Genomic DNA, 24,497 nt, shown 5'->3' with positions numbered 1-24,497 from the left:
TACTCGGACAGGGGTGCGGCGGGGTGACGGTAATGTGAAGGCCGTCCCGCCGTATCCCGTTCACCTGGAGGTCCCCGCCTGATGGCCCAGCCGGTGGGAATCAAGGACGTCGCCCGTGCCGCCGGAGTCTCCGTCGGCACGGTGTCGAACGTCATCAACCGCCCGGACACCGTCGCCACCGAGACCCGGGCGCGCGTGCTGTCGGCGATAGACCGGCTCGGCTACGTGCGCAGCGAGTCCGCCCGGCAGCTGCGCGCGGGACGCAGCCGGATCATGGGGCTGCTCGTCCTCGACATGGGCAACCCCTTCTTCGTGGACGTCGCCCGCGGCGCCGAGCGGGCCGCCCGCGACGCCGGGCTCGGTGTGATGGTCTGCAACAGCGCCGAGAGCGCCGGCGAGGAGGCCGAGTACCTGTCGCTCTTCGCGGAGCAGCGGGTGCGGGGCGTGCTGCTCACCCCGGCCGACGCGACCGGCCGCAACATCGCCTCTTTCCGCCGGCACGGCATCCCCTTCGTCCTCGTGGACCGCGTCTCCGAGGGCACCACCGAGTGCTCGGTCTCGGTGGACGACGTGGCGGGCGGCGCGCTCGCCGTACGGCATCTGGTCGACGCCGGGCACCGCTCGATCGCCTACGTCAGCGGCCCGCCCGGTTTCACCCAGGTCCGCGACCGCCGTACCGGAGCCCTGAACGCGCTCGCCGAGGCGGGCCTCGGCCCGGAGTGCCTGCGTGAGCTGCCCACCGAACGGCTCGACGTGGCCGCCGGGCGGGACGCGGGCGCCCGCCTGCTGGGCCTCGGCGACCGCCGCCCGACCGCCGTGTTCTGCGCCAACGACCTGCTCGCCCTCGGCGTGCTCCAGGCGATGTACTCGGCGGGGGTGAAGGTGCCGGAGGAGCTGGCCATCGTCGGCTACGACGACATCGAGTTCGCGGCCGCCGCGGCCGTCCCCCTCACCTCGGTCCGGCAGCCCGCCGTCACCATGGGCGCGCTGGCCGCCGAGATGCTGCTGGAGGAGACCGAGGAAGGAGGAGCGGGAGGGGCGGGAGGAGCAGGAGGCGCGGGCACCGGCCGGCACGAACACCGGCGGGTGGTGCTCCAGCCGGAGCTGGTGGTGCGCAGGTCCAGCCTGTCGGCGCGCTGAGCGACGGTTCAGTAACCGTGCTGAGTGCCCGTTCAGTAGCTGTTCATGATCCCCCGGGCTCCTGCACCGCCCGGACATGTGCTGAACTGGGACGCGGCCCTTACACCGATCGTCCCGGGAGCCTCCGTTGTCCGTCAGCTACCGCCAGCCCGGCGTCGTCCTCACCGACCGTCGCTTCACCGTCCCCCTCGACCACGCCGACCCGGGCGGGGAGACGATCGGGCTCTACGCCCGCGAGGTCGTCGCGAGCGAGAAGGCGGATCAGGACCTGCCCTGGCTGCTCTACCTCCAGGGCGGCCCCGGCTTCGGCGCCAACCGGTTCGTCGGCAGGCCGGCCTGGCTCGGGCGGGCGCTGAAGGAGTACCGCGTCCTCCTCCTCGACCAGCGGGGCACCGGCCACTCCACCCCGGCCAACCGCCAGACGCTCCCGCTGCGCGGCGGCCCGGCCGAACAGGCCGACTACCTGGCGCACTTCCGCGCAGACTCCATCGTCCGCGACTGTGAGCTGATCCGCCGCGAGGTCACCGGCGGCGCCCCCTGGACCGTGCTCGGCCAGAGCTTCGGCGGCTTCTGCACGGTCGCCTACCTCTCCCTCGCGCCCGAGGGCCTCGCCGCCGCCCTGATCACCGGCGGTCTGCCCGCTCTCGACGCGCACGCCGACGACGTGTACCGCGCCGCCTACCCGCGCATGGAGCGCAAGGTCGCCGCGCACTACGCCCGCTACCCGCAGGACGTCGACCGCGTCCGCCGGATCGCCGACCACCTCCTCCACCACGAGGTGACCCTCCCGAACGGCTACCGCCTCACCGTCGAGGCCTTCCAGACGCTCGGCATCCTCCTCGGCGGCGGCGAGGGCAGCCACCGCCTGCACCACCTCCTCGAAGAGGCATTCGTCCCCACCCCGCACGGCCCGGCGCTCTCCGACGCCTTCCAGGAGGAGATGCAGAGCCAGCTCTCCTACGCCGGACACCCTCTCTACGCCCTGGTCCACGAGGCGATCTACGGCCAGGACGGCCGCCCCACCGCCTGGGCCGCCGACCGGGTGCGCGCCGAGTTCCCGCAGTTCGACGCGGCGAAGGCGCTCACCGGCGACGGACCGCTGCTGCTCACCGGCGAGACGGTCCACCCCTGGATGTTCGACATCGACCCCGCGCTGCGCCCGCTGCGCGAGACCGCCGAGCTCCTCGCCGCCCGCACCGACTGGCCACCGCTGTACGACCCCGCGCGCCTCGCCGCCAACGAGGTGCCGGTCGCGGCGGCGATCTACCACGACGACCTGTACGTCGACACCGCTCACTCGCTGCGCACCGCCCGCGCCATCCGCGGCCTGCGCACCTGGGTCACCGACGAGTTCGAGCACGACGGCGTCCGGGCCGGCGGACCCCGCGTCCTGGACCGGCTGCTCGCCCTCGCCCGTGACGAGGCGTGACCCCTTCGTCACCGGTTAGTCTGCGGGCATGACCGAGCCGACGATCACCCAGCTCCAGCCCATGCCCGAGGACTGGCGGCGGGCCCTCGCCGTGGTGGCGCACCCGGACGATCTGGAGTACGGGTGCTCCGCGGCGGTCGCCGCCTGGACCGACGCCGGCCGCGAGGTCGCCTATGTGCTGGCGACGCGGGGCGAGGCGGGCATCGACACCCTCGCGCCCGCCGAGTGCGGTCCGCTGCGCGAGCGGGAGCAGCGGGCCAGTGCCGCCGTGGTGGGTGTGTCGACGGTCGAGTTCCTGGACCACCGGGACGGCGTCGTCGAGTACGGTCCCGCCCTGCGCCGCGACATCGCCGCCGCGATCCGCCGGCACCGCCCCGAACTGGTGATCACCCTGAATCACCGTGACACCTGGGGCGGGGCCGCCTGGAACACCCCCGACCATGTCGCGGTCGGCCGCGCCACCCTGGACGCGGCCGGTGACGCGGGGAACCGCTGGATCTTCCCGGAGCTTCTCGAACAGGGCCTGGAGCCCTGGAACGGCGTGCGCTGGGTCGCGGTGGCCGGCTCCGCGACGCCCACCCACGCCGTGGACGCGTCGGCGGGACTCGAGCGGGCGGTGGGCTCGCTGCTCGAACACCGCGCCTATATCGAGGCGCTGACCGACGAGGAGCCGGAGAGCTATGTACGGGGCTTCCTGACCGGGGTGGCGAAGTCGGTGGGCGAACGGTTCGGCGGCCGCCCGGCGGTGGCGTTCGAGCTGTTCGGCCGGTAACCGGGCAGGTCGGCCCGTATCGCATGCGTAGGCTGGACGGCATGCAAGACAAGACGGTGGACCGGAGCGGACTGCGCGGCGACTGCGAGAACTGTTTCGGCCTGTGCTGCGTGGCCCTGCCCTTCGCCCGCTCCGCGGACTTCGCGATCGACAAGCCCGCGGGCAGGGACTGCCCCAACCTCGGCGAGGACCATCGCTGCGGGATCCACGCGCGACTGCGGCAGAGCGGCTTCACCGGCTGTACGGTCTATGACTGCTTCGGCGCCGGGCAGAAGGTCTCGCAGCTCACCTTCGGCGGCCGGGACCGGCGTACGGCCGCGCCCGAGGACGCCCGCCGGATGTCCGAGGTGTTCCCGGTCGTCCGGCAGCTCCACGAACTCCTCTGGTACCTCACCGAGGCGCTCGGTCTGCCCGCCGCCCGCCCGATCCACGGCGAGCTGCGCCGGACCCTGGCGAAGACCGAGGAACTCACCCGGCTGTCCCCGAAGAAGCTGCTCGCCCTCGACGTCCCGGCGCACCGTCAGGACGTCAACGTGCTGCTGCTGAAGACCAGTGAACTGGCCCGGGCGGGTATCCGCGGGCGCAAGAAGGAGCGCCGGGGCGCCGACCTGATGGGTGCCCGTCTGCGGGGCGCCGACCTGCGGGGCGCGAACCTGCGCGGTGCCTGTCTGATCGCCGCCGATCTCACCGGCGCGGATCTGCGCGGAGCGGATCTGATCGGCGCGGACCTGCGCGACACCGGCCTCGCCGACGCCGACCTGACCGACGCCTTCTTCCTGACCCAGCCGCAGCTGAACGCGGCCCGGGGGAGCACGGGCACCAGGCTGCCGGCGTCAGTCACCCGCCCCGTGCACTGGACAGCGGGGCTCTGAGGACGCCGTCGCCGCGCGCGCCTCGCCGACCGTCCCGCCGGACGGCCTCGGCGTCGGTGCCGGTGTCGGAGTGCGTCGGTCCAGGTACATCCGCAGCCCGTCCGGCATCAGCGTCAGCCGCTCCGTGACCCGCAGCCGGTATGCCGGGTCGGGCCGCAGCTCGTAGCGGCGCAGCAGCAGCCCGAGCACCAGTGTGGCCTCGTGCAGCGCGAACTGCCGTCCGATGCAGGCCCGCGCCCCGGTGCCGAAGGGCTTGAAGGTGTGCGGGGCACGCGCGCGTACGGCCGCCGCGTCGAAGCGGTCCGGGTCGAACCGGTCGGCGTCCGGCCCCCAGGCCTCGGGGTCCCGGTGCAGCATGGCCGTCAGGATCAGCGCCCAGCCGCCCCGCCGCATCGGGTGCTCCCCGCCCAGCACGGTGTCCGCCCGGGCCTCGCGCGCGAACGCGGGCGCCGTCGGCCACAGCCGTAGCGCCTCGTCGAGGACCCGGCGGACGTATCGCAGCTTCGCGACCTGCTCGTACCCCGGCACGGCGGCGTCCCCCCACACCCGGTCCACCTCGGCGCGGGCGCGGGCCGCGATCTCGGGGTGGCGGGACAGATAGTGCAGGGCGAAGGAGAGCGCGCCCGAGGTGGTCTCGTGGCCGGCGACCAGGAAGGTGACGACCTGACGGCGCACGTTCTGCGCCGACAGCCGTTCGCCCGTCTCCGGGTGGGCGGTGTCGAGCATCCGGTCGAGCAGGTCGCCGTCCCCGCCACCGCCGTCGCGGCGCGCCCGCACCAGCTCGTCGACCGTGCGGTTCAGGTAGGCGATGTCGGCCTCGTTGCGGCGCGTGGCCCGGCGCAGCAGGGCCGGGGAGGGCACGGTGTTGAGGCGCTGCGCGTAGGTGAGGGTGCCCACCATCGCCGTCACGAAGGGGTGCGGCCGGGCGCGCTCGAAGGACGCGAAGTCGTGCCCGAAGCCGGTGCGGGCGATCGTCTCCAGGGTCAGTTTGGTCATGTCGCCGGGTACGTCCACCGCCCGGCCCGCGGCCAGCTCGCGGTCCCAGTGGCCGGTGAGCCGCTCCGCCACGTCCAGCATCATCGGGTGGTAGGCCGCCATCGCCTCCCGGCTGAACCCCGGAGCCAGGACGTCGTGGGCCAGCTGCCAGTTGGGTTCGTGGTTGTACGCCGTGAACAGGGCGTCCCCGACGACGGGCCGCAGATTGGCGATGCCCAGCCCCACATGCTTGGCGAACCGCGTCTCGTCGGCCATGTCCGCGGCCAGGCCGGCGCCCCAGACGAACACGAACTCCCGGTTGAACGCCTTGCGGCGGAAGATCGGCCCCAGCTGCCCGGCGTACCGCAGGGAGTCCTGGAGGGGCGTGCGCCGGCTCGCGCCCAGCACATCGCCGAGCAGGGGGAGCCGGCGCGGCGGATGCGGTATGCGCTCCAGTTCGGGCCAGCCGAGCTCCGCGCTGCGGAACCCCTTCGGCAGGACGTCCCCCGCCGCGGGCCCCGTCGTCCCTGTCGTGGCCGGTCCACCCGTCGTCCCCGTCGTCTCCGCCATGACGCGATCTCCCTTGATGCAGCGGCAGGTTGAGCATGTTGTACGTGGGTTCAATAGCGGGCTCAGTCTGCTGCCGCTGTTGAACCGGCGTCAAGTAAGGTGCGGGGATGGCCGCGAACCAGGGGGAGCGCACCCGGCGCCGACTCAGCACCGAGGAGCGCAGGGAGCAGCTCCTGTCGGTCGGCGCGCGGCTGTTCTCCGAGAGCCCGTACGACGACGTGTGGATCGAGCAGGTCGCCGAGATCGCCGGGGTCTCCCGGGGGCTGCTGTACCACTACTTCCCCACCAAGCGGGACTTCTTCGCGGCGGTCGTGGAGCGCGAGAGCCGGCGGATGCTGCGCATGACGGCGGCGGTTCCCGGTGTCCCGGTGCGCGAACAGCTGGCGTCCGGCCTCGACACCTACCTGGCGTACGTGGCGGCCCACGCCCACGGCTACCGGGCCTTCCACCGCGCCGACGCCTCCGGTGACCAGGCCGTGCGCCGGGTCTACCGGCAGGCGCTCGCGGCACAGGAGCGGCAGATCCTGGCGGCGCTCGGTGCCGACCCGGAGTTCGGGCCGGTCTTCGAGGAGCGCCCCGACGTACGACTGGCGGTGCGCGGCTGGCTGGCGTTCACGACGGCGGTCTGCCTGGAGTGGCTGCGGGGGTCGGACCTGTCACGGGGGCAGGTGGGGGAGTTGTGCGCGCGGGCGCTGCTGGGGGTCATCGCAGGCCCGGCGTGATCACCTGCCGGCGGGTCTGAGCCTTCGTTGCCGAGGTCGGGCGGCCGGTGTCCCGGTCGAACAAGGTGCGGTCATGGTTGGCGAACCCCCGGATCTCCGATAGGTTAGGCAAGGCTTACCTAAGGAGGATTTGGGATGGGTGACAGCCAAAGCTGGGCGGCCGTGCCTGCCGCTGCCGAGCGGGCCCGTTCGGTACTCGCGGCCTCATGGTCCTGTGCGGTGACCGCGGACGGCGGGCGCGAGGAGTTCGTCGGTGCGCACACCGTCGACGAGGACGGCAGGGTGATCCTGCACGTGCCCGAGGACAGCGCTCTGCTGACGGCCGCGATCTGCGCGCCCCGCGGCGAGCCGTCCGCCGTGCTGGAGTTCGCGGACGTGGCGCCCGTCCCGGTCCGCGACCGTATCCGCGCTCGGCTCTGGCTGGCCGGCTGGTTCACCCCCGAGGACGGCCACCTCGCCTTCCACGCCACCCGTGCCGTACTGAAAGAGCCCACCGGTGCGGTCGTCGTCGACCTCGAGGAGTTCGCCGACGCCGAGCCCGACCCGCTCGCCACCGCCGAGGCGCACCTGCTCACGCATCTCGCCGACGCCCACCCCGACGCCGTGGAGCGCCTCACCCGGCTCGTCCGGCGGGACTGCCTGCACGGCGCCGTCCGGGTCCAGCCGCTCGCCGTCGACCGGCACGGACTGACGCTGCGCATCGAGCGCGCCCGCGCCCACGGCGACGTACGCCTGCCCTTCCACGCGCCCGCCGACGACGTCGGCCGGCTCACCGAGCGCATGCACGTCCTGCTCACCCAGGCGGCGGCCGCCGCCTGCCCCCGAGCCCTACAGCGGCAGCGCACAGACGGCGACGGGTGATGCGAACGGCTCGCCCGCGAGCCGTAGTCCACCGTCGGTGCCGTCCACCCGGAAGACGCTGACCGTGCCGGAGCGCTGGTTGGCGGCGAACAGCAGGCCGCCGTCGGGGGAGAGGGCGATCTGCCGGGGGAAGTCGCCTTCCACCGGCACCGTGCCGAGCAGCCGCAGCCGGGCCCCGTCCGCCTCCACCGCGTAACGGGCGAGCGTGTTGTCGCCGCGGTTGGCGAGGAAGGCGTACCCGCCGTCCGGCGTGACCACCAGCTGCGCCGGATAGTTGGTGTCCGCCTTCGCGCCCGTGGACTGCGGCCTCCCGATCGTCAGCCGGCCGCTCGACGGCTCGTACGCGCAGACCGCGACCGAGTCGTCCGCCTCGTCGGCGAGATAGGCGTACCGGCCGCCGGGATGGAACGTGAGGTGCCGTGGACCGGCGCCCGCCCGGGTGTGTGCCTGCGCGACCTCCGTGAGCGTCCCGGCCTGCTCGTCCAGGCGGTAGCTGTACACCGTGTCCGTGCCGAAGTCGACGGCGAGGACGTGGCCGCCGTCCGGAGCCGTGATGAACTGGTGTGCGTGCGGCCCCTGTTGGCCCGACCGGGGTGCCGGACGGCTGTGCTTCACCCGGTCGGTGCGCTCGCCGATCGCCCCCGAGGCGGCGATCGGGTGCACGGCCACGCTGCCCGAGCCGTAGTCCGCGCTCAGCAGCCACCGCCCGCCCGGATGGACCGACAGGTGGCAGGTGTGCGCCCCGCCCGTAGGCCGGCCGCCCAGCACCTTCCCGTCGGACAGCCGCACGGCGGTCACCGCGCCCCGCTCACGTTCGTTCACCGCGTACAGCGTTCCGCCGTCCGGGTGCACCGCGAGATACGACGGGTCCGGGACACCCGTGATCGTGCCCCGTCCGGTGATCCGCCCCGAGGCGGGGTCGTACGAGGCGATGCCGATGCCCTTCCCGCCGCCCTCGGCCGAGGTGTAGGTGCCCAGGTAGAGCGGGCGGGGGCCGGCGGAACTCCGCGAGGGATCCGGGGCGGCGGACGCCGACGCCGGCGGCTGCCCCGGCGGTGCGGCCTGCGGTGAGTCCTGGCTCTTCGCCGGGCCACCGTCGCCGCCACTGCCGCACCCGGCGAGGGCCGACGCGGCGGCCGCGCCGCCGAGCATCCCGACGAAGCCGCGCCTGCTCCGGCCTCCGCCGAGCTCTCGGCCTGGCCCGGCGCCGGGGGAACCCCGGCGCGCCGCTTCCGTCCCACTGCCCATGCCCGCACCTCAGGTCGTCGTACGCCTCCGCCGTGACAGCCACCTTGACCCGGCCGGGCCGTCGAACGCAAAAGCGGACCCTTCGGCGCGGCGGACGGCCGGCGCGAACGGCGAGGCGGGGCCGACTCAGGAAGAACGCCGGCCGAACCCCGTACGGCTCCGCCACAGCTGGTCCTGCACGCCCAGGCGCTCGCGCAGCCGGTTCAGCCGGGGCATCCGCTCACGCTGCTCACGGCTGTTGCGGTCCAGCTCCTCCAGGAGGCGGCGGGAGCGGTGCTCGGTGTCGAGCTCGTCGATGATGCGGGTGGCCTCGGTCAGCACCGCGCCGTGCAGCTGCCACTGGCGCGCGTCGTGCTGGAGCTGCTCCAGCAGCAGCTGGGCGAGCTTGTCGCGGGTGGCCGCAGCCTGCCGCAGCTCGGCGGTGAGCCGCTCCTCGGCGGCGTCCGCGTTGAGGCTGACGCTCGTCGTCACCAGCACCGCGAAACTGACCACCGCGTCGGCGACCTCGGACAGCAGCCGCTCCACGACCTCGCCGGTCCCGTCCGGGAACAGCGGCTGCGGCTCGCGCTCCTTGGCGAGATCGGTGAGGGTCCGGGCGAGCACCCGCAGGACGACCGTGCAGATCTCCAGCGTGTCCAGACCGGTGCGCAGCACCACCCGGTGCAGCAGCCCCTCACGCACGCGTGGATTGAACCGCAGGCTGTCCTCGGCCTGCCGCAGGGCCGCGTCCACCTGGACGATGTCGTGGTCCAGGCGGCGCGCCTCGTGCAGCCGGGCGGCCGCCTGCTCCACCGGGGTACGGCCGGAGGCCTCCTCGCCGATGCGCAGCATCAGCTGGCGCAGCCGGCGGGCCAGCCCCTCGATCGACTCGCCCGCCTCCTCCACCCACACCGGAGGCGGCAGCAGCAGATTGCAGCCGAGCCCGACGAACGCGCCGATCAGCGTCTCCACCACGCGCGCCCACGCCGTGTCCCCGACGGTGGTCACGCCCAGCACCAGCATGGCGCTGATCGCCACTTCGGGGACGTACTCGTCGACCCGCACCAGATGCCCCACCGCCAGCGAGGACACGATCAGCAGCGCGAGACTCCACCAGGTCAGACCCACCAGGAGGCTGAAGGCGATGGCCACGAGCACGCCGGCGACGACGGCGTTCACCCGGCGGATGCCGTTGGTGAGCGTCGCGTACAGGGTGACCTGGACGACGAGCAGCGCGGTCAGCGGCGCGGTGAGGGGCAGCGCCTCGGGGCTCAGGCGCAGCGCGATGACATAGGCGATCGTCGCCGCGGTGGCGGACCGCACTGCCTGGACGACGACGGGTTCCCGGTGGCGCTGTACCAATCGCACGAGCGGTGCCGCTCGCTCACGTACTTCTTCTTGCATCGACAGTCCAGTTCCCCTTCCCTCACGGCCTCGAACGTTTCTTCACCACCTCGCGGCACGCGAGGGGCGACCGGCTGCCTCGATCGGCCGCATTGAGGACCGTCACTGTCCGCAAGTGAGCCTAGATTGATCTCATCAGCCGGGGATGGCAACCGGATACGCACGACGGAGGGGGAAGCTCCATGGCGGACAAGGCAGCCGGGTCGCGGGAAGCGGCCACGGCCGACCGGGCCGACGGGGCGGGCGCGTCGGACATCGAGCTCCTCACCAGGGCGCACGCCTACCTGCGGGAGGTGGTCGCGGCGGTCGGCGACGAGCAGTGGGGAGCTGCGACCCCGTGCGAGGCGTGGACGGTACGCCAGGTGCTCAACCACGCCCGCATCGACCAGCAGGGCTACGGCCTCGCACTCACCGGAGGGCGGCCCGACAGCGACCCCTTCCACCCGGCCGACGCGCTCGACGGCGATCCGGCGGCCGAGCTGGCGAAGGTGCTGGACGCGGTGGCCGGGGCGTACGCCGGTCTGCCCGCGGACACCGGGCAGGTGCCGACGCCGCTGGGCCCGCTGCCGCTGCCCCTCGCCATCGGCGCCGCCGCGATGGACGCGGCCGTGCACGCCTGGGACATCGCCGTGGCCACCGGCCAGGACCGCCCCCTGCCGGCCGGGACGGCCGAAGGGATCGGGCCGGCGGCGGAACACCTCGTGGACCACCTGCGCGACTCGTACCAGGTCTTCGCTCCGGCGCGCGAGACCCCGGACGGCCACGACCGGTCGGCGACGCTGCTGGCCTTCCTCGGCCGCGACCCCCGCTGGTCCCCGCGCGCGAACTGACGGGACCGCGTCGGCGGCGGGCGGTCCCGCCGACGCCTCGCCGGCCGGCGAGGGCGGCCACGCCCCTGCCGTCGGAACTCCCCGCGCACGGGCGCGGGCGACCTTCCCCACGGTTGGCCGCGCCCCGGCGCGTGGACAGGCGCCGCAGGTGATGGGTCACGCCGTCCCGGGCGGGACCGGCCTCGCGGGCGGCGGGGCCGTCGTGGCGCCGCCCGCGAGCAGCGCGAGGATCCGCGCCTCGACCGGCGTGCAGCACGGCGCCGTACACATCGCCCACGCGAGCGGCATCGCACCCGGTCGAAGAGCAGCAGCGCGCGGTTGCGTCACACCACGGCGTCCCGCCCGGCCCGCTCACCCATGGACGGGATGCGCCGCCTGCCAGGCCAGCCGCTGGTCCGCGCCCTCACCGAGCGCGGTGAGGAACTCGTCGAGGTCCAGGAACTCCTGCCACACCGGCCGCCCGCCCGCTCGCGACAGCTCGGCCACCACCAGGTCCTCCAGGTCGGCCACCCGCTTGTTCTTCCACACCTTGTCGGCCAGGCTCACCAGCAGATCCTCCACGGTCACGCCCGGCGTCCCCCAGGAGGCGTGCGTCCCGGCGAACCGCGCCGCCCCGGGGCGCACCCCGTGGGCCAGCAGCAGCTCCCGTCCGGCCGCCTCGTGCCGGGCGCCGGGGCCGGACAGCTCGTCGGGGTGCAGCGTCTTGCCTATGTCGTGCGTGGCCGCGCCGAACAGCACCGCCTCCCGGTCCACGGCCAGCGCCGGGCAGTGCCGTCCGACCCATTCGACGAGCCGGCCCGCGACGTCGTGGACGGCCCGCAGATGAGCGACCAGCCGGGGCGGCGAACCGACCTCGTCCAGGAGCGCCGCCACCTCCCCCGGCAGCGGGCGCAGCGCAGGGTCCGAGGTCTCGTCCAGGGCGATGGACCGCACGGTCGGGGTGAAGGTCATCGGCCCAGCCTAATAACCGTCGCAAGGCACCTCGGGCAACTCCGCACGTGCCTTTTCCGCTGCACGAACATGCAGTCCGGCGGCACGGCCCCGGCCACCGGGTGGACCAGGCCGGAGTGCCGTACGTCCGTCCGACGAAGGGCAGTTGTCGCCGTTGCCTGCACGCGGGCGGAGCCGCGCGCCGCCGAGGGCGCCGGAGCGGTCTCGCCGCGCCCGGCCCTCGGCGCGGCTCCGGAGAACGGGGAGACGTTCGTCCAGCACCGCATCGCCGCCGAGTCCGACGCGGTGTGGCCGCTGCCGGCCGCCGGTGCCCGCGCGTACGTGTGCGGCGGCGGTTCACGGATGGCGCCGGGGCGTCCGGGGGCGTTCCGTACGCTGTACCGGGACCGCACGCCCGGCGCCGGTGACACGGCCGCCGGGGCGTGGCTCGACGGGCTGATCGCGGACGGCCGTCAGGTGGAGGACGTCTGCGCGGCCGGGTGACCGGGAGGAAGGAGCGGGCGGGGTGGCGGATTCCTGGGAGCGTGCCCTGAGCGTCCTGGCGACGGCGGGCATCCCGCCCGACCGGCTGGCCCATGTGGGGCCGCTCGGCGGCGGCACGTACAACACCGTCGAGGAGCTCCGTCTGACGGACGGCGGCCACTACGTACTGAAGGTGGCGCCCACGGCACCGGGCCTGAGCCACGAGACCGGACTGCTGTCCGCGGAGGCGGAGTTCTGCCGCGGGGCGGCCCTGGCCGATGTGCCCGCGCCACGGGTGGTGGCCCTCGACGGGCAGTGGCTGCTGATGACGGTGTGCCCGGGCGACCCCTGGAGTGAATCACTCGGTCCCACCGAACGGGCGGATCTGCGCAGGGAGTTGGGGAGCCGGATGGCCCGGCTGCACCGGGTGACCGGGCCGGGCTTCGGCTACCCTTCCGGCGCCTTCGGCCCGCTCGCCCCCGACTGGCGCACGGCGTTCACGGGGATGTTCGACGCCCTCCTCGCCGACGCCCGCAGCTACGGCGCCTGGCTGCCCCGTCCCGCCGACGAGGTGGCCGCCGCCGCGCGGGCCGCGTACGACGCCCTGGACGAGGTGACCGTCGCCCGTCTCGTCCACTTCGACCTGTGGCCGGGCAACATCCTGGTCGACCGGGTCGGCGCGACACCCCGGATCGGGGGCCTCATCGACGGCGAGCGCATGTTCTGGGGCGATCCCCTCGCGGACTTCGTCTCGGCGGCCCTGCTCGGGGACATCCGGAAGGACGAGCCGTTCCTGGAGGGGTATCGCGGGGCCGGAGGGCACGCCGTGTTCGACAGGTCCGAGCGGCTGCGGCTCGCCCTGTACCGCGCCTACCTCTACCTGATCATGCTCATCGAGACGGTCCCGCGGGCGTACGGCACGGATCACGACCACTGGCTGCGCGAGACGGTCGCGCCGGAGCTCCTCGCGGCACTGGACGAGATCGAGTCCGCGGGCGTCTCTTAGCTCACATCGTGAACTAAGGGTTGGAGGAATGTCGCGTGAGGCCGCCCACAGGGGTATGTTGCAGGTCGGGCAGGGGGCGAAGGGGAGCGACATGACGGGGCGGAACGGGCGCACGGTACGCGACCTGAGGCGGGCCAACCGTACGGCTGTGCTGCAACGGCTCTACTTCGACGGGCCCCTCAGCCGCTTCGAACTCGGCCCGACCACCGGCCTGAGCTCCGGCTCGGTGAGCAATGTCGTCGCCGACCTGGTCGCCGACGGACTGGTCGAGGAGGCCGGCAGCGTCGACTCCGACGGCGGCCGCCCGCGCATCCTGCTGCGCGTCGTCCCCGCCAGCGGGCACATGATCGGCGTGGACGTCGGCGAGACCCGGGTGCGGATCGAGCTGTTCGACCTCACCCTCACCGAACTCGCGCGGGTGGAAAGGCCGTTGGAGCAGCGGCGGTACGAGGTCGACGGGATCGTCGGGCACATCCGGGACGGCGTCGCCGAGGTGCTGAGCGCCGCCGGCATCGGTCCGGAGCAACTGCTCGGGGTCGGCATCGGCGTCCCGGGCATCATCGAGCACACCCCGGAGCGGGGCGCCGTCGTGCACGGCCAGACGATCGGCTGGGACGCCGTCCCGCTGGAGGCGCTGCTGCGCGAGGGCGCCCTCCTCCCCGAGAGCGTGCCGTACTTCATCGACAACGGAGCCAAGACCCTCGGCCAGGCCGAGATGTGGTTCGGCGGCGGACGCGGTGCGCACAACGCGGTCGTCGTCCTCTTCGGCTCGGGTGTCGGCGCCTGTCTCGTCACGCCCGAGGTGGAGCACGGCCGGGCCGTCGAGTGGGGGCATCTGACCGTACGGGTGCGGGGCCGCCGCTGCCGGTGCGGCGCCCTCGGCTGTCTGGAGGCGTACGCGGGCGCCGAGGCGCTGCTGGAACGCTGGCGGGAACAGGGGGGCCGGCCGCCGGAGGGCGCGGACGAGGAGAGCGCGCTGACCGCGATGCTCAGCGCCGCCTACCCCCTCGGGAGCGCGGAGGCACCCGACCCCGTGGCGCTCGAGGTGCTGGAGGAGACGGCCGAGTACCTCGGCGCCGGTCTCTCCGACCTGATCAACCTCTTCCAGCCCGAGCGCATCCTCATCGGCGGCTGGGCCGGACTCCAGCTCGGCGCCCGCTTCCTGCCCGCCGTACGCCGCCACGCGACCGCGTACGCGCTGCGTCATCCCGCGCAGAAGGTCACCGTGGAGCTCGGGCGGCTCGGCCCCGACGCGGTCACCGTAGGCGCGGCGATCCTCCCGCTCGCCGACTTCTTCGCCCGGGGCGGCCGACGCCCCGAACCCGCCCCCGCCGGTCCGGCCCCCGCCTGGCGCACGGTCCTGGAGGAACGCGCCCCACGATGAGCTCGTGCCGACCGGGCCTTGCGTCGGCGCCGGCCGTCCCGCGCCGGTTCGTGGCGGCCGGCGGTGGCCGCGCCTCGCGTCGAGGCCGTGTCGCCACCGCCTCGACCGGTGGGCCGGACGTCCGCCCCCGCCTCCGTGCACCCGGCCGCGCCGCCACGTTTCGCTGATCACCGTGGAGGTACTCGCCTCCTCGCCCGGACGATCGCCGCCCGGGAAAGTCGCCCGCGCCCGGCGCGGCGCGACGGTGAAGGGAGGACGTCGTGGCCGCACAGCGCCCCGAAGGCCCCGGCGAGAACGGCACGCCGATACCGCGCGACCCGCCGGACCAGCAGGCCGACGGGGGAGAGGACCCCTGGGACATCGGCGACCCCGAGCCGCCCGCCCCGCCCGGGCAGTCCGACGGGTCCGGGGAGGACGCCTCCGACGTTCCCGACACCGACGAGGCGGGTACCGGCCGGCAGGACGCGCCCCGCGCGGGCAGCGGTCAGACCGACCGGCCCGTGCCCGAAGAGCCGGCCGACTGAGGAGCCGGCAGGGATGTGGAGCCGTGCTCGTCGTCCACGACACCCACGACACCTCCGGGCCCGTCGCGCTGACCGGCCGCCGTGCGGCTGACCCGGTGTCCCGCTACGCGAACGCGTTCACACCGGTCAGCCGCGCCGACAGCTCCCACAGCCGGGCCGCCTGCTCGGGGTCCGTCGCCCAGTCCTTGACGCCGACCCGCTCGCCGTCCGCAGGGGCGGGCTCGGCGATGTCGCAGTCCTCCAGGTAGACGCCGCCCCTATCGGCCAGCTGCGGCGAGGTGGCCGCCCACACCTGGGTGGCCGCGCCCTGCTCCGGGGTCTTGAAGCCCTCGACGTCGAGCACGTTGCCGTCCTCGTCGATCCAGCCGCGGTCCACCATCTCCTGCTTCGGCAGATGCCGCTGGAGCGGTGTGATGATGCCACCGGGGTGGAGGGAGAACGCGCGGACGCCCCGGTCCCGGGCCAGCCGGTCGAGGTGGCCGGCGAACAGCACGTTCGCGGTCTTGGCCTGCCCGTAGGCCTCCCACTTGTCGTAACCGTCGCGCCAGTGGACGTCGTCCCAGCGCATCCCCGAGAAGTGGTGGCCGCGAGAGGACACCGAGACGATCCGGGCGCCGCCGGGCTCGATCGCCGGCCAGAGCCGGTTGACGAGGGCGAAGTGGCCGAGGTGGTTCGTGGCGAACTGGGCCTCCCAGCCGGGGCCCACACGGGTCTCCGGGCAGGCCATGATCCCGGCGCTGTCGATGACGAGGTCGATGGTCCGGCCGGACGCGAGGAACCGGTCGGCGAAGGCGCGCACGCTCTCCAGGTCGCCGAGGTCGAGGGTGTCCGTCTCGACCCCGGCGAGGCCGGCGAGGTTCTCGCGGGCGGTGTCCGGGCGGCGCGCGGGCACGACGACCCGGGCGCCGGCCTTGGCCAGCGCGCGCGTGCTCTCCAGCCCGAGGCCGGAGTATCCGCCGGTGACGACGGCCAGCTGCCCGGTCAGGTCGATGCCCCGCAGGACGTCGTCGGCGGTGCTCGTGGCGCCGAAGCCCGAGCCGATCTTGTGCTGTGCGGTGTCGCTCATGTCCGGAACGCTACGGATTGAAGTGCACTCGAAGTCAAGCGCCCGAGGACGAGCCCTCGACGTCGAGCCTCGACGTCGAACACTCGAACTCGGGCGCTCGGATGCGCGGGCGGCGGAGCCGCGGGGGTCCGGTCCGTGTGGACAGAGGAAAGCCCCGACCGGACGGGGGAATCACGGTCGGGGCGGTCTGCGTGTGGGTGCAGACAGCGGTCGCCTGTCGGCGAAAGGCTCCACAGGGCTTCAGCCGAACGATCGTCCCTGCGGGCAAAAGGTGAGGCCCGGGGACACTGTCCCATCCACACCCACGAATGGTTCAACGGAGAACTTCCTATGGGTGTTCCCGGGTCCGGGGCCACGCGCGGTGATGCGCGTCACCCGCCCCGGGGAGCCCGCGCGGATCACCGTCCCTCAGGCCAGCGGGCTGTCCTTCAGGGATGCCAGGAGCTCAGCGGGATCGGCGTACACCGCCTCCGCGCCCGCCTCCAGCAGGTCGGCGCGGGGGATGCCGCCGCACAGGACGCCCACGCAGCGCACCCCGGCCCGGCGGCCGGCCCGCATGTCCCACACGGTGTCCCCGACGAACACCGCCGTTCCGGCGGGCGCCCCGGCCAGCTCCAGCGCGTGTTGCACGGGTTCCGGAGCCGGCTTGCCCTCCTCGACGTCGTCCGCGCTCGCCGTCGCGGCGATGACCTCGTCGGCGTCGATGGCGCGCCGCAGAGCGGACAGTTCGGCCCCGCTCGCGGAGGTGGCGAGGACGACCGTCCAGCCGTCGTCGTGCAGCCTGCGCAGCAGCGGACCGGCGTCCCGCAGCGCCGGCAGCCGGTCGAAGTACTGTCCGTAGAGGGCCTTGTGGGCGGCACTGATCCCGGCGTCCTCGTCCTGGTCCCGGTCGTCGCCGAGCAGGTGGGCGATGAGATCGTCGGAGCCCAGCCCGACCGCCCGGTGCACCGCGTGCATCGGGACCCGGTGGCCCGCCTGCCGGAAGGCCTCCCACCAGGTGGTGACGTGCAGGTGGTTGGTGTCGACCAGGGTGCCGTCGACGTCGAACACGGCGGCGCGTGTCATCACGGGTCCTTTCTCTCGAGCCCCCCGGGTACCACCTCAGGCACCCGTCACGCCCGCCGGTACCCGCCCCTCCCGCGTCCAGGCCAGCAGGTCCTCCAGCGGCCAGGCGTTCACGATGCGCTCTTCCGGCACCTCGCACTCCTCGGCCCGCGCACAGCCCAGGATCTGCCAGTCCAGCTGGCCGGGCGCGTGCGCGTCGGTGTCGACCGAGAACAGCACGCCCGCCCCCACGGCCCGGCGCAGCAGCCGGCGTGGCGGGTCGAGCCGCTCGGGCCGGCTGTTGATCTCGACGGCCGTACCGGACTCCGCGCACGCGGCGAACACCGCGTGCGCGTCGAACTCCGACTCCGGCCGTCCCCGCCCGGTCACCAGCCGCCCGGTGCAGTGGCCGAGGATGTCGGCGTGCGGGTCGCGCACGGCGTTCACCATGCGACGCGTCATCGCGCGGGACTCCATGCGCAGCTTGGAGTGCACGGACACGACCACGACGTCGAGCCGCTCCAGCAGCTCCGGCTCCTGGTCCAGCGACCCGTCGTCGAGGATGTCGCACTCGATACCGGTCAGCAGCCGGAACGGCGCCCAGGTGGCGTTGAGCTCCTCGACCACCTCCAACTGCCGGCGCAGCCGCTCGGGCGAGAGCCCGCGGGCCACCGTCAGCCGGGGTGAGTGGTCGGTCAGCACGGCCCACTCGTGGCCGAGCGCGGCCGCGGCCCGGCCCATCTCGTCGACGGGGCTGCCGCCGTCCGACCAGTCGGAGTGCAGATGGCAGTCCCCGCGCAGCAGCTCCCGCAGTCGTTCGCCGGCGCCGTCCGTGAGCGGCTTGCCCGCCTCGTCCTCCAGCGCGCGCAGATAGGACGGCGTCTCCCCGGCGAGCGCCTCGCGTGCCACCTGGGCGGTCTTCGGACCCACGCCCTTCAGCGACTCCAGGGTCCCGGCCCCGGCCCGCTCGCGGACCTCCTCCGCAGGGAGCCGCGACAGGACCCGGGCCGCCGTGCGGAAGGCCTTCACGCGATAGGTCGGCGCCAGGGACCGTTCCAGCAGGAAGGCGATCCGGTCCAGAGCTTCGACGGGATCCATCGCCACCTCCTGGCTCCAGAGTTCCCCACCCGCGCGCCGCGCGCACCAGGAAATCGGATGATTCGCATGACCTGGTTCCGTTTTATCCTCTATGTCATGACCGAAATCGCGAGCCTCCGTATCTCCCAGCCGCGGATCATGGTGCTCGGGGTCCAGCCGGGCCTGTCGCCGTTCCGCATCGTGGAAATCGACTCCGAGGTGGTCGGCGAGGCGAGGGACGTGACCGACGTCCTCGAGATCGCCGCCGCCTACGGAATCACGGTTCACGACCTCGACGACCCCGACGTCGTGCGATGGGTGGGCGGGGACCGGTACACCTGGACGCCGCGCTGACGGCGGTCAGGCCCCCTCTCGGGCGCCCCGACGCAGGTGCCGTTCCCGTGCGTGCACGGCACGGCTCATCCGGCGGCCCACGAGCAGGTAACCGATCAGGGCGCCCGTGGTGTTGAGGATGACGTCGTCGATGTCGAAGGCGCGGCCGTTCACCACCGCGCCCTGGGCGAACTCCACCATCAGCATGACGGTCGCGGTCAGCAGCAGCACCCGCAGCAGCCCGCGTGCCCGAGGCGCGACCACCGGCACCAGGACGCCGAAGGGCACGCCGAGCAGTATGTTCCCGCCGATCTGCTTCACCGCGTCGCGGAGCTCGGGCTGGTCGAGGTAGGCACGCAGGGAGTCGCCCGGACGCAGGTTGGAGTGCACCAGTGCGGCGGAGGCGGGTGACGGCTCCAGGGTCAGCCGGGCGAGCACGACGGCGAACGCCACCATGAACGCGAAGGCGAACAGCATCGCCAGCAGCCGGAGCGGGAGCGGCAACGGCCGACGCTCGGCGCGTGCCGCCTTCTTCGACGAGCCCGCCTTCGAACCGGGCTTCGAGCCTGACTTCGAGCTGGGCTTGGGGCCGGCCTTCGGAACCGACTTCGAGCCGGATTTCGAGCGCGTCCAGAAGGGGAAACCGCGCTTCGGAGCCGACTTCCCGGCCCCGTTCTTCGGCGGGGCGGGCTCCTCCGTCCTGGTGGCGCGTGGGCGGAACACGGCAAGCGGACGTAGAGCTGCACGGGCCATTCGGTCCTCCAGTTGGCAACTTCCCTGCGTGATATGGCGATTACCCGCGAACGGCCGAGGGATGCGGTTCCGCCTCGCCGTGGTCGGCGTCGACTTCGGGGTGGCCGGCTCGCTCAGCGTCCACGCGATGCCCATGAGCATCGGCCGCTGTACGCGCGCCCGAGACCGGGGCCGGGCATCACGCCCGGCCCCGGTCCCGCCCACGTCGTGGCGAACGCCGTGAACGAGACCGGTTCGGGAGGCGCCCTCCCCTCCGTCACACTGGACCTGGACCGGTGCCCCGCTGGGCCGCGCGCCGGCTCTGCCGGGCGTGGTCGGCGGCTGACGCGCCGGGACGGGCACCGCGGGTGGCCGGTCAGGCGTGGTACGTCACCTTCACCTCCGTGAAGCCGAGGGAGCGCAGCAGCCCCTGGAGCATGTCGGTGGTGTTGGTCTCGGCGCGCGCGATCAGCTCGCTCTCCTTCGCCGCCTCGCCGATGTGCTTGACGGCCAGCTTCTGCACGGCCTGCTCACCGCTCGGGTTGTCCGAGAAGAGGTCACCGAGACGGTCGAACAGCCCGCGCTGCTTGGAGACCGCGTAGGAGCGGTCGGGGTCGAGCGCCGGTGTGCCGAGCAGGGCGTGGGGCAGCCGGAGCGTGGCCGAGGTGCGGTCGTCGTCGACCGTCACGTCCTTGTCGCCGACCTTGCCGAGGTCGACGTAGGCGTCCACGGTGCCCGCCCCGACGTACAGGGTGCGGGTGCCGCGGATCGCGTCGGGGAGATATTTGGCGTCCTTCTCCAGGTCGACGACGACCTGGAAGTTCCCGGAGGCGGCGTCGTAGCGGCTCATGTCCTGGATGGATTCCAGCAGGGCGGGGCCCGAGCGGTCGTGGGTCTCGGTGCCGAAGAAGTCGCGCAGTCCCGGCAGCAGGCTCAGCCGGATCCCGGCGAACATCACGACGAGTACGACCACGACGGCGGTGAGCACCTTGGCCCAGCCGGGCATGCGCCGGGGGAGGCGTGTGGTGGGCTTCTCGGGCTTGGTGTCAGTCGTCATGCGACGGCCCTCCTTCCTCCTGTCCGGATGCCCGTCAAATCCCCTGTCAGACCGCGCTGTTGACAACCTGTGACAGTGAGGGCACGGATGGCCTGCCCCTCAGGTGAGCGTGCCGGTGCGTGCCCGTACGTGCCGCGAGGTCACCCCGGGACGCCGGGGGAGGGCCCCGCCCCGTCGGCCCGGCCCCCGGGCCGACGACGTGCGCCGCCGCGACCGGCGCGGTTCCGGCGGTTCCACCCGGTTGGCCGCGCGGAGCGGTGCGGGGCTCCGCGGCAGGCGACGACCCGTTTCCCCGGGGGCCGAGGGGCCGCGAGTGACGTCGAGTGACCGGACGGGACTCCCACGCACTCCTGAGGGTGGGCAAAACGGACCCGGTCCGTAGCATGAGAGCTCCCGCCCCAGCCGGACATGATCAGCGAGGAGCCGATCGTGCGAGACATCTCCGTGTTCAGCGGCAGTGCCCACCCCGAGCTGGCCGCCGAGGTCTGTGCCCACCTCGGCGTGCCCCTGAGCCCCACCCGACTCAGCAGGTTCGCCAACGACTGCCTGGAGGTCCAGCTCCAGGCGAACTGCCGGGAACGGGACGTCTTCCTGGTCCAGCCCCTGGTCCGGCCCGTGCAGGAGCACCTCGTCGAGCTGCTGCTGATGTGCGACGCGGCCCGTGGGGCGTCGGCGGGCCGGATCACCGTCGTCATGCCGCACTACTCCTACGCCCGCTCCGACAAGAAGGACGCGCCCCGCATCTCCCTGGGGGGACGCCTGGTCGCGGACCTGATGGCGGCGGCGGGCGTCCACCGGGTCCTCACCATGACCCTGCACTCGCCCCAGGTGCACGGCTTCTTCTCGATGCCCGTGGACCACCTGCACGCCCACCGGGAGCTGGCGGCCCACTTCCGTCGCTACGACCTCACCCGCACCACCGTGGTCTCGCCCGACCTCGGCAACGCCAAGGAGGCCGCCGCCTTCGCGCGGATGATCGGCGCCCAGGTGGCGGCCGGCGCCAAACAGCGGTACGCCGACGACCGGGTCAGTATCAGCGCCGTGATCGGCGAGGTGGCCGGGCGGGACGTGATCGTCCTCGACGACGAGATCGCCAAGGGCAGCACGGTCCTGGAACTGCTGGACCGGCTGAGGGAGTTGGAACCGAGGTCGATACGGGTGGCGTGCACGCACGGCCTGTTCGCGGCCGGTGCCCTCAAGCGGCTCAGCGAGCAGAGCGACGTGCTGGAGATCGTGTGCACCAACACCGTGCCGGTGCCCGCCGAGGAGCACACCGAGAAGCTGCGGATCCTGTCCATCGCGCCCGCCCTCGCGGAGGCGGTGCGCCGTATTCACAACGGTGAGTCCGTCAGCGCCCTGTTCGACGCGGCGCGCCAGTAGCCCGGGGCCGGGATCGGGGGGATTGCAGGAGCGGGAGGAGCGCTTCGAGCGCCGTCATAACGTGCCGGAGGTGGCCTCGGGCTGTTCCAGGGCCGCGTCCAGCGTCGTGGCGGGCGGCAGCAGCCGGTACAGCCCCGTGGCCCGCAGGATCCGCAGGGTGAGCCGATGGGTGCAGACGAGGTGCAGATGCCCGCCGTGGTCGAGGACGCGGCGGCGGGCCCGGTACAGCAGGCGCAGCCCGGAGCAGTCGAAGAACTCGATCCGGCTCAGGTCGATCACGATCCGGGGCGCCGGGCCGCCGGTCGCGTCGTCGAGATGCGGGGTGATCTCGGTCGCCGCGACGATGTCGATCTCGCCGCGGAACTCCAGCACCGTGTACCCCCGGTCCTCGCGGACGCGCAGATGCGGGGTGTCCGCTGCGGGTTTCTCCAGCACGACGACATCGCCTCCAACCCGCTCCACCGGTCGGGAGCCTCCAACGGCCGGGGAGCAGACAGCAGTTCCCCGCCCCAGCAAGTTACCCCCGATCGAGTGAATTCCAGCATGTTCGATTGACATATGTCTTCGAAATGCAACCGACTCTGTCGGAGTTTTTTCGCGCCGTGAGCGAAGGGGTGCGCCGAGCGCTACGACAGGGCGTGCCAGGCCTTGGAGAGCGCTGTGCGCAACTGCTCCGTCTGGTGTGCGGTGAGCTCCCGCACCATGCGCTCCTCCAGCTCCCGCACCGGCCCGGCGTGCCGGTCGAGCAGCTCGCGCCCCTGCGTGGTGAGCAGGATCAGCAGCTCGCGCCGGTTGCGCGGATTGCGTTCGCGGCGGATGAGGCCGCGCGTCTCCAGGGAGCGCACCAGATCGGCGATGGACTGGGCGGTCACGAAGGAGTCCCGGGCCAGCTGGGCGGCGGACAGGCCGTCGTGCCGTTCCAGCACGGTGAGCGCCGTGTACTGCAGGGCCGTGATCCCCGACGGCTTGACCAGCTCGTCCAGGTGGGATCGCACGACCAGCTCCACCTGCTTCACCATGTAGAGCAGGGACGGGGGTGTCCGGTGGGGCTGAGGTGCGGACGCTGCCTTGGTTGTCTGGGTGCCGGCCATGGTGCCGAGCGTAGACCATTGACAGGAAACCTGTCTGTAATGAGACTGCGGACCAACAGGAATCCTGTTTGTTGAAATCTTGGCGACGATGCTGAGGAGTGGTGATGACCACCTTCGAGATCGACCCCGGTCGACTGTTCATCGGGGGACAGTGGCGCGAGGCCGCGGACGGAGCGCGGACCGAGGTGGTCGACCCGTCCCGGGGCACGGTCGTCACCACCGTCGCGGAGGCGGGCGCCGTCGATGTCGACGCCGCCGTAAAGGCCGCGCGGGCGGCCTTCGACGCCGGGCAGTGGTCCGGCCTGAGTGGCCGGGAGCGCGGCCGCGTCCTGCTCCGGGTGGCGGAGCTGATCCGCGCGGAGGCCGGCGAGATCGCCCGGCTGGAGAGCCTGGACGTCGGCAAGCCGATCACCCTGGCGCACGCGGTCGACGTCACGAACGCGGCCAACGACTACGAGTACTTCGCCTCCCTCGCCTTCTCCCTGGACGGCGCGACCCGCGACACCCCGATGAACGCCCTCGCCTACACCAGGCGCGGCCCGCTCGGTGTGGTCGCCGCGATCACCCCGTTCAACTTCCCGTTGATCCTGGCCGGTTCGAAGATCGCCCCGGCGCTGGCCGCCGGCAACACGGTCGTTCACAAGCCCGCCGACGAGACCCCGCTCAGCGCCCTGTACATGGCGGGACTGTTCCAGCGGGCCGGCGTCCCGGACGGGGTCGTCAACGTCGTCACCGGTGCCGGTCCGGTCGCCGGTGAGGCGCTGCTGCGGCATCCCGGCGTGGACAAGATCGCCTTCACCGGCTCCACCGCGATCGGCCGGCACGCCGCGAGCGTCGCCGGCGAGAACCTCAAGCCCGTCACCATGGAACTCGGCGGCAACGCCGCGCACATCGTCTTCGAGGACGCCGACCTGGAGAAGGCCGTCGGCGCCGTCATCAAGGGCTTCGTCTTCAACACCGGGCAGTTCTGCATGGGCGGCCCGCGGCTGCTGGTGGCCCGCCCCGTCTACCGCACCCTGCTGAACATCCTCGCCGAGGCGGTGCCCGGAGTGCCGGTCGGCGACCCGCGGAAGGTGGAGACCGTCGTCGGCCCGATGGCCGGGGAGAAGCACCTGCGCAAGGTCGAGGAGTACGTCGAACTGGCCCGCAAGGAGGGTGCCCGCATCGTCTGCGGCGGCGAGCGGCTCGACCTCGACGGCGGCTACTACTACAAGCCCACCGTGATCGCCGACCTCGCGAACGACTCCCGTGTCGTCCAGGAGGAGATCTTCGGCCCGGTCCTCACCGTCCAGCCCTTCGACGACGAGGACGAGGCCGTCGCACTGGCCAACTCCACGCCGTACGGCCTGGCTTCGGGCGTCCAGACCGGCAGCCTGGCCCGCGCGCACCGCGTCGCCGACCGCCTCCAGGCCGGCATCGTCTGGGTGAACGACTGGGCGATGCTCGACCCGGCCGTCCCCTTCGGCGGCGTCAAGGACTCCGGGTTCGGCCGGGAGTACGGCCCCGAGGCGCTCAGCGCCTACACCAAGGTCAAGTCCGTCGTCGTCTCGCTCGACTGAACGCGCCGCGAAACAGAGGGAGTTCAACC

The 24,497-nt window shown here is 73.1% G+C and carries 25 protein-coding genes; 14 read left to right on the top strand and 11 right to left on the bottom strand.

The genetic code is table 11. The features are described 5' to 3' along the window. The first annotated feature begins 81 nt into the window (after positions 1-81). The 4 genes from OHU34_RS05795 (at position 82) to OHU34_RS05780 (ending at position 4,213) form a co-directional block, all read left to right on the top strand. Positions 82-1,140, top strand: a complete 1,059-nt coding sequence (locus OHU34_RS05795) for a LacI family DNA-binding transcriptional regulator (protein WP_142267400.1) — start codon at positions 82-84, stop codon at positions 1,138-1,140. A 127-nt stretch (positions 1,141-1,267) separates the two neighbouring features. After that, positions 1,268-2,569 (top strand): alpha/beta fold hydrolase, encoded by a 1,302-nt coding sequence (locus OHU34_RS05790; RefSeq protein WP_142267401.1) that lies wholly within the window; start codon positions 1,268-1,270, stop codon positions 2,567-2,569. A 28-nt stretch (positions 2,570-2,597) separates the two neighbouring features. Further along, the gene (locus OHU34_RS05785; protein ID WP_142267402.1) at positions 2,598-3,341 is read left to right on the top strand and encodes a PIG-L deacetylase family protein; all 744 of its coding nucleotides are present in this window, start codon (positions 2,598-2,600) and stop codon (positions 3,339-3,341) included. A gap of 41 nt (positions 3,342-3,382) precedes the next feature. Further along, positions 3,383-4,213, top strand: a complete 831-nt coding sequence (locus OHU34_RS05780; protein ID WP_142267403.1) for a pentapeptide repeat-containing protein — start codon at positions 3,383-3,385, stop codon at positions 4,211-4,213. Here OHU34_RS05780 and OHU34_RS05775 read toward each other — a convergent pair. Beyond that, positions 4,175-5,758: a cytochrome P450 gene (locus OHU34_RS05775; protein ID WP_142267404.1), complete on the bottom strand. Its 1,584-nt coding sequence runs from the start codon at positions 5,756-5,758 to the stop codon at positions 4,175-4,177. The two genes, OHU34_RS05780 and OHU34_RS05775, sit on opposite strands and share 39 nt — an antisense overlap. A 107-nt stretch (positions 5,759-5,865) precedes the next feature. On the opposite strand from OHU34_RS05775, the gene OHU34_RS05770 reads away from it, so the two are divergent. Continuing rightward, on the top strand, positions 5,866-6,480 hold the full coding sequence (locus OHU34_RS05770) for a TetR/AcrR family transcriptional regulator (protein ID WP_405765143.1): 615 nt from the start codon (positions 5,866-5,868) through the stop codon (positions 6,478-6,480). A gap of 135 nt (positions 6,481-6,615) precedes the next feature. After that, positions 6,616-7,341, top strand: coding sequence for a DUF2470 domain-containing protein (locus OHU34_RS05765; protein ID WP_142267406.1), 726 nt, complete (start codon positions 6,616-6,618; stop codon positions 7,339-7,341). On the opposite strand, the gene OHU34_RS05760 is transcribed toward OHU34_RS05765, so the two are convergent. Together OHU34_RS05760 and OHU34_RS05755 are read right to left on the bottom strand one after the other, a co-directional pair. Beyond that, a complete protein-coding gene (locus tag OHU34_RS05760) occupies positions 7,309-8,493 on the bottom strand; it encodes a lactonase family protein (RefSeq protein WP_405772158.1) in 1,185 nt (394 codons plus the stop codon). The two genes, OHU34_RS05765 and OHU34_RS05760, sit on opposite strands and share 33 nt — an antisense overlap. 222 nt (positions 8,494-8,715) lie before the next feature. Next, on the bottom strand, positions 8,716-9,972 hold the full coding sequence (locus tag OHU34_RS05755; RefSeq protein ID WP_142267407.1) for an aromatic acid exporter family protein: 1,257 nt from the start codon (positions 9,970-9,972) through the stop codon (positions 8,716-8,718). A gap of 182 nt (positions 9,973-10,154) precedes the next feature. Here OHU34_RS05755 and OHU34_RS05750 point away from each other — a divergent pair, with 182 nt between their 5' ends. Continuing rightward, the gene (locus OHU34_RS05750; protein WP_142267408.1) at positions 10,155-10,802 is read left to right on the top strand and encodes a TIGR03086 family metal-binding protein; all 648 of its coding nucleotides are present in this window, start codon (positions 10,155-10,157) and stop codon (positions 10,800-10,802) included. Between the two features lie 351 nt (positions 10,803-11,153). On the opposite strand, the gene OHU34_RS05745 is transcribed toward OHU34_RS05750, so the two are convergent. After that, complete coding sequence (locus OHU34_RS05745; RefSeq protein WP_142267409.1) at positions 11,154-11,753, bottom strand: HD domain-containing protein; 600 nt, start codon at positions 11,751-11,753, stop codon at positions 11,154-11,156. Between the two features lie 69 nt (positions 11,754-11,822). On the opposite strand from OHU34_RS05745, the gene OHU34_RS05740 reads away from it, so the two are divergent. From OHU34_RS05740 to OHU34_RS05725, 4 genes are all read left to right on the top strand, one after another. Further along, the gene (locus OHU34_RS05740; protein WP_405765139.1) at positions 11,823-12,236 is read left to right on the top strand and encodes a hypothetical protein; all 414 of its coding nucleotides are present in this window, start codon (positions 11,823-11,825) and stop codon (positions 12,234-12,236) included. A gap of 22 nt (positions 12,237-12,258) precedes the next feature. Next, positions 12,259-13,221 (top strand): phosphotransferase family protein, encoded by a 963-nt coding sequence (locus OHU34_RS05735; RefSeq protein ID WP_405765137.1) that lies wholly within the window; start codon positions 12,259-12,261, stop codon positions 13,219-13,221. 91 nt (positions 13,222-13,312) lie between these two features. Further along, positions 13,313-14,605, top strand: a complete 1,293-nt coding sequence (locus tag OHU34_RS05730; protein WP_405765134.1) for an ROK family protein — start codon at positions 13,313-13,315, stop codon at positions 14,603-14,605. A 260-nt stretch (positions 14,606-14,865) separates the two neighbouring features. After that, positions 14,866-15,129, top strand: coding sequence for a hypothetical protein (locus OHU34_RS05725; RefSeq protein ID WP_142267412.1), 264 nt, complete (start codon positions 14,866-14,868; stop codon positions 15,127-15,129). A gap of 103 nt (positions 15,130-15,232) precedes the next feature. On the opposite strand, the gene OHU34_RS05720 is transcribed toward OHU34_RS05725, so the two are convergent. From OHU34_RS05720 to OHU34_RS05710, 3 genes are all read right to left on the bottom strand, one after another. After that, the gene (locus tag OHU34_RS05720; protein ID WP_230193975.1) at positions 15,233-16,195 is read right to left on the bottom strand and encodes an SDR family NAD(P)-dependent oxidoreductase; all 963 of its coding nucleotides are present in this window, start codon (positions 16,193-16,195) and stop codon (positions 15,233-15,235) included. Between the two features lie 408 nt (positions 16,196-16,603). Beyond that, on the bottom strand, positions 16,604-17,260 hold the full coding sequence (locus OHU34_RS05715) for an HAD family hydrolase (protein ID WP_142267414.1): 657 nt from the start codon (positions 17,258-17,260) through the stop codon (positions 16,604-16,606). Between the two features lie 36 nt (positions 17,261-17,296). Next, positions 17,297-18,337, bottom strand: a complete 1,041-nt coding sequence (locus OHU34_RS05710) for a PHP domain-containing protein (protein WP_142267415.1) — start codon at positions 18,335-18,337, stop codon at positions 17,297-17,299. 96 nt (positions 18,338-18,433) lie between these two features. On the opposite strand from OHU34_RS05710, the gene OHU34_RS05705 reads away from it, so the two are divergent. Further along, complete coding sequence (locus tag OHU34_RS05705; RefSeq protein WP_028806480.1) at positions 18,434-18,670, top strand: hypothetical protein; 237 nt, start codon at positions 18,434-18,436, stop codon at positions 18,668-18,670. 6 nt (positions 18,671-18,676) lie between these two features. Here OHU34_RS05705 and OHU34_RS05700 read toward each other — a convergent pair whose 3' ends face one another. After that, positions 18,677-19,153 (bottom strand): VanZ family protein, encoded by a 477-nt coding sequence (locus OHU34_RS05700; protein WP_142268202.1) that lies wholly within the window; start codon positions 19,151-19,153, stop codon positions 18,677-18,679. Positions 19,154-19,757: 604 nt separating this feature from the next. Then, complete coding sequence (locus OHU34_RS05695; protein ID WP_020127661.1) at positions 19,758-20,438, bottom strand: DUF4230 domain-containing protein; 681 nt, start codon at positions 20,436-20,438, stop codon at positions 19,758-19,760. A 429-nt stretch (positions 20,439-20,867) separates the two neighbouring features. On the opposite strand from OHU34_RS05695, the gene OHU34_RS05690 reads away from it, so the two are divergent. Next, the gene (locus tag OHU34_RS05690; protein ID WP_142267416.1) at positions 20,868-21,818 is read left to right on the top strand and encodes a ribose-phosphate pyrophosphokinase; all 951 of its coding nucleotides are present in this window, start codon (positions 20,868-20,870) and stop codon (positions 21,816-21,818) included. A gap of 54 nt (positions 21,819-21,872) precedes the next feature. Here the strand turns inward: OHU34_RS05690 and OHU34_RS05685 are convergent, their stop codons facing one another. Together OHU34_RS05685 and OHU34_RS05680 are read right to left on the bottom strand one after the other, a co-directional pair. Next, positions 21,873-22,280 carry an anti-sigma factor antagonist gene (locus OHU34_RS05685; protein WP_082412745.1) on the bottom strand — a complete coding sequence of 136 codons (408 nt, stop codon included), beginning with the start codon at positions 22,278-22,280 and terminating at the stop codon, positions 21,873-21,875. Between the two features lie 164 nt (positions 22,281-22,444). After that, the gene (locus OHU34_RS05680; RefSeq protein WP_142267417.1) at positions 22,445-22,909 is read right to left on the bottom strand and encodes a MarR family winged helix-turn-helix transcriptional regulator; all 465 of its coding nucleotides are present in this window, start codon (positions 22,907-22,909) and stop codon (positions 22,445-22,447) included. 104 nt (positions 22,910-23,013) lie between these two features. On the opposite strand from OHU34_RS05680, the gene OHU34_RS05675 reads away from it, so the two are divergent. Then, a complete protein-coding gene (locus OHU34_RS05675; RefSeq protein WP_230193972.1) occupies positions 23,014-24,468 on the top strand; it encodes an aldehyde dehydrogenase in 1,455 nt (484 codons plus the stop codon). Positions 24,469-24,497 lie beyond the last annotated feature (29 nt).

Origin of the sequence: Streptomyces sp. NBC_00080 (assembly GCF_045041255.1) — a bacterium.
Taxonomy (GTDB): domain Bacteria; phylum Actinomycetota; class Actinomycetes; order Streptomycetales; family Streptomycetaceae; genus Streptomyces; species Streptomyces coriariae.
This window is presented reverse-complemented; position numbering and strand designations above follow the sequence as displayed.

Bases quoted from the DNA above. Each gene is read 5' to 3' on its own strand.
- OHU34_RS05705 (WP_028806480.1), top strand. From the start codon at position 18,434: ATGACCGAAATCGCGAGCCTCCGTATCTCCCAGCCGCGGATCATGGTG.
- OHU34_RS05675 (WP_230193972.1), top strand. From the start codon at position 23,014: ATGACCACCTTCGAGATCGACCCCGGTCGACTGTTCATCGGGGGACAG.
- OHU34_RS05730 (WP_405765134.1), top strand. From the start codon at position 13,313: ATGACGGGGCGGAACGGGCGCACGGTACGCGACCTGAGGCGGGCCAAC.
- OHU34_RS05785 (WP_142267402.1), top strand. From the start codon at position 2,598: ATGACCGAGCCGACGATCACCCAGCTCCAGCCCATGCCCGAGGACTGG.
- OHU34_RS05720 (WP_230193975.1), bottom strand. From the start codon at position 16,195: ATGAGCGACACCGCACAGCACAAGATCGGCTCGGGCTTCGGCGCCACG.
- OHU34_RS05750 (WP_142267408.1), top strand. From the start codon at position 10,155: ATGGCGGACAAGGCAGCCGGGTCGCGGGAAGCGGCCACGGCCGACCGG.
- OHU34_RS05680 (WP_142267417.1), bottom strand. From the start codon at position 22,909: ATGGCCGGCACCCAGACAACCAAGGCAGCGTCCGCACCTCAGCCCCAC.
- OHU34_RS05765 (WP_142267406.1), top strand. From the start codon at position 6,616: ATGGGTGACAGCCAAAGCTGGGCGGCCGTGCCTGCCGCTGCCGAGCGG.
- OHU34_RS05795 (WP_142267400.1), top strand. From the start codon at position 82: ATGGCCCAGCCGGTGGGAATCAAGGACGTCGCCCGTGCCGCCGGAGTC.
- OHU34_RS05780 (WP_142267403.1), top strand. From the start codon at position 3,383: ATGCAAGACAAGACGGTGGACCGGAGCGGACTGCGCGGCGACTGCGAG.
- OHU34_RS05760 (WP_405772158.1), bottom strand. From the start codon at position 8,493: ATGCTCGGCGGCGCGGCCGCCGCGTCGGCCCTCGCCGGGTGCGGCAGT.
- OHU34_RS05755 (WP_142267407.1), bottom strand. From the start codon at position 9,972: ATGCAAGAAGAAGTACGTGAGCGAGCGGCACCGCTCGTGCGATTGGTA.
- OHU34_RS05745 (WP_142267409.1), bottom strand. From the start codon at position 11,753: ATGACCTTCACCCCGACCGTGCGGTCCATCGCCCTGGACGAGACCTCG.
- OHU34_RS05710 (WP_142267415.1), bottom strand. From the start codon at position 18,337: ATGGATCCCGTCGAAGCTCTGGACCGGATCGCCTTCCTGCTGGAACGG.
- OHU34_RS05740 (WP_405765139.1), top strand. From the start codon at position 11,823: ATGCAGTCCGGCGGCACGGCCCCGGCCACCGGGTGGACCAGGCCGGAG.
- OHU34_RS05695 (WP_020127661.1), bottom strand. From the start codon at position 20,438: ATGACGACTGACACCAAGCCCGAGAAGCCCACCACACGCCTCCCCCGG.
- OHU34_RS05715 (WP_142267414.1), bottom strand. From the start codon at position 17,260: ATGACACGCGCCGCCGTGTTCGACGTCGACGGCACCCTGGTCGACACC.
- OHU34_RS05770 (WP_405765143.1), top strand. From the start codon at position 5,866: ATGGCCGCGAACCAGGGGGAGCGCACCCGGCGCCGACTCAGCACCGAG.
- OHU34_RS05775 (WP_142267404.1), bottom strand. From the start codon at position 5,758: ATGGCGGAGACGACGGGGACGACGGGTGGACCGGCCACGACAGGGACG.